The organism is Streptomyces sp. NPDC059564, assembly GCF_042735575.1.
In the GTDB taxonomy this organism is placed as follows: domain Bacteria; phylum Actinomycetota; class Actinomycetes; order Streptomycetales; family Streptomycetaceae; genus Streptomyces.
This window is the reverse complement of sequence record NZ_JBHWBP010000479.1, coordinates 1,458-4,670: the sequence shown is the minus strand read 5'-3', so window position 1 is coordinate 4,670 and position 3,213 is coordinate 1,458. Positions and strand designations below refer to the sequence as shown.

Annotated in this window: 1 rRNA gene; it reads right to left on the bottom strand. The window is 56.6% G+C overall.

Features of this window, described 5'->3' with window-relative positions:
* Positions 1-32: 32 nt before the first annotated feature.
* A 23S ribosomal RNA gene (locus ACFV0Q_RS38520) occupies positions 33-3,156 on the bottom strand.
* Positions 3,157-3,213 lie beyond the last annotated feature (57 nt).

Sequence of the window (3,213 nt, the reverse complement as noted above, 5' to 3'; positions counted from 1 at the left end):
CTTCAGAACTAACACAGTGGACGCGAGCAACTGAGGACAAGCCCTCGGCCTATTAGTACCAGTCAGCTCCACCCGTTACCGGGCTTCCACATCTGGCCTATCAACCCAGTCGTCTACTGGGAGCCTTACCCTCTCAAGGAGGTGGGAATACTCATCTTGAAGCAGGCTTCCCGCTTAGATGCTTTCAGCGGTTATCCCTCCCGAACGTAGCCAACCAGCCATGCCCTTGGCAGGACAACTGGCACACCAGAGGTTCGTCCGTCCCGGTCCTCTCGTACTAGGGACAGCCCTTCTCAATATTCCTACGCGCACAGCGGATAGGGACCGAACTGTCTCACGACGTTCTAAACCCAGCTCGCGTACCGCTTTAATGGGCGAACAGCCCAACCCTTGGGACCGACTCCAGCCCCAGGATGCGACGAGCCGACATCGAGGTGCCAAACCATCCCGTCGATATGGACTCTTGGGGAAGATCAGCCTGTTATCCCCGGGGTACCTTTTATCCGTTGAGCGACGGCGCTTCCACAAGCCACCGCCGGATCACTAGTCCCGACTTTCGTCCCTGCTCGACCCGTCGGTCTCACAGTCAAGCTCCCTTGTGCACTTACACTCAACACCTGATTGCCAACCAGGCTGAGGGAACCTTTGGGCGCCTCCGTTACCCTTTGGGAGGCAACCGCCCCAGTTAAACTACCCATCAGACACTGTCCCTGATCCGGATCACGGACCGAGGTTAGACATCCAGCACGACCAGAGTGGTATTTCAACGGCGACTCCACAACCACTGGCGTGGCTGCTTCAAAGTCTCCCACCTATCCTACACAAGCCGAACCGAACACCAATATCAAACTATAGTAAAGGTCCCGGGGTCTTTCCGTCCTGCTGCGCGAAACGAGCATCTTTACTCGTAGTGCAATTTCACCGGGCCTATGGTTGAGACAGTCGAGAAGTCGTTACGCCATTCGTGCAGGTCGGAACTTACCCGACAAGGAATTTCGCTACCTTAGGATGGTTATAGTTACCACCGCCGTTTACTGGCGCTTAAGTTCTCAGCTTCGCAACCCCGAAAGGTCACTAACCGGTCCCCTTAACGTTCCAGCACCGGGCAGGCGTCAGTCCGTATACATCGCCTTACGGCTTCGCACGGACCTGTGTTTTTAGTAAACAGTCGCTTCTCGCTGGTCTCTGCGGCCACCCCCAGCTCAGGAAGCAAGTTCCTTCACCAGTGATGGCCCCCCTTCTCCCGAAGTTACGGGGGCATTTTGCCGAGTTCCTTAACCATAGTTCACCCGAACGCCTCGGTATTCTCTACCTGACCACCTGAGTCGGTTTAGGGTACGGGCCGCCATGAAACTCGCTAGAGGCTTTTCTCGACAGCATAGGATCATCCACTTCACCACAATCGGCTCGGCATCAGGTCTCAGCCTTATATGAGGGACGGATTTGCCTACCCCTCGGCCTACACCCTTACCCCGGGACAACCACCGCCCGGGCTGGACTACCTTCCTGCGTCACCCCATCGCTTACCTACTACAAGTCTGGTTCGTCGGCTCCACCACTTTCCTTTCCCCGAAGGGTCCGGAACGGCTTCACGGACTTAGCATCGCCTGATTCGATATTGGGCGTTTCAAAGCGGGTACCGGAATATCAACCGGTTGTCCATCGACTACGCCTGTCGGCCTCGCCTTAGGTCCCGACTTACCCTGGGCAGATCAGCTTGACCCAGGAACCCTTAGTCAATCGGCGCACACGTTTCTCACGTGTGTATCGCTACTCATGCCTGCATTCTCACTCGTGAACCGTCCACAACTAGCTTCCGCTGCTGCTTCACCCGGCACACGACGCTCCCCTACCCATCACAGCGGGCGTTGGCCCTATTGCTGCAATGACACGACTTCGGCGGTACGCTTGAGCCCCGCTACATTGTCGGCGCGGAATCACTTGACCAGTGAGCTATTACGCACTCTTTCAAGGGTGGCTGCTTCTAAGCCAACCTCCTGGTTGTCTCTGCGACTCCACATCCTTTCCCACTTAGCGTACGCTTAGGGGCCTTAGTCGATGCTCTGGGCTGTTTCCCTCTCGACCATGGAGCTTATCCCCCACAGTCTCACTGCCGTGCTCTCACTTACCGGCATTCGGAGTTTGGCTAAGGTCAGTAACCCGGTAGGGCCCATCGCCTATCCAGTGCTCTACCTCCGGCAAGAAACACACGACGCTGCACCTAAATGCATTTCGGGGAGAACCAGCTATCACGGAGTTTGATTGGCCTTTCACCCCTAACCACAGGTCATCCCCCAGGTTTTCAACCCTGGTGGGTTCGGTCCTCCACGAAGTCTTACCTCCGCTTCAACCTGCCCATGGCTAGATCACTCCGCTTCGGGTCTAGAGCGTGCAACTCAATCGCCCTATTCGGACTCGCTTTCGCTACGGCTTCCCCACACGGGTTAACCTCGCTACACACCGCTAACTCGCAGGCTCATTCTTCAAAAGGCACGCAGTCACGACCGTTGTTCCGAAGAACAACGGCGACGCTCCCACGGCTTGTAGGCACACGGTTTCAGGTACTATTTCACTCCGCTCCCGCGGTACTTTTCACCATTCCCTCACGGTACTATCCGCTATCGGTCACCAGGGAATATTTAGGCTTAGCGGGTGGTCCCGCCAGATTCACACGGGATTTCTCGGGCCCCGTGCTACTTGGGAGATTCTTAAGCAAGCCGCTGATGTTTCGTCTACGGGGGTCTTACCCTCTACGCCGGACCTTTCGCATGTCCTTCGACTACATCAACGGTTTCTGACTCGCCGACCGGCCGGCAGACCGATCAAAAGAATTCCCACAACCCCGCATGCGCAACCCCTGCCGGGTATCACACGCATACGGTTTGGCCTCATCCGGTTTCGCTCGCCACTACTCCCGGAATCACGGTTGTTTTCTCTTCCTGAGGGTACTGAGATGTTTCACTTCCCCTCGTTCCCTCCACACTGCCTATGTGTTCAGCAGTGGGTGACAGCCCATGACGACTGCCGGGTTTCCCCATTCGGACACCCCCGGATCAAAGCTCAGTTGGCAGCTCCCCGGGGCCTATCGCGGCCTCTCACGTCCTTCATCGGTTCCTGGTGCCAAGGCATCCACCGTGCGCCCTTAAAAACTTGGCCACAGATGCTCGCGTCCACTGTGTAGTTCTCAAGCAACGACCAGCCACCCATCACCCT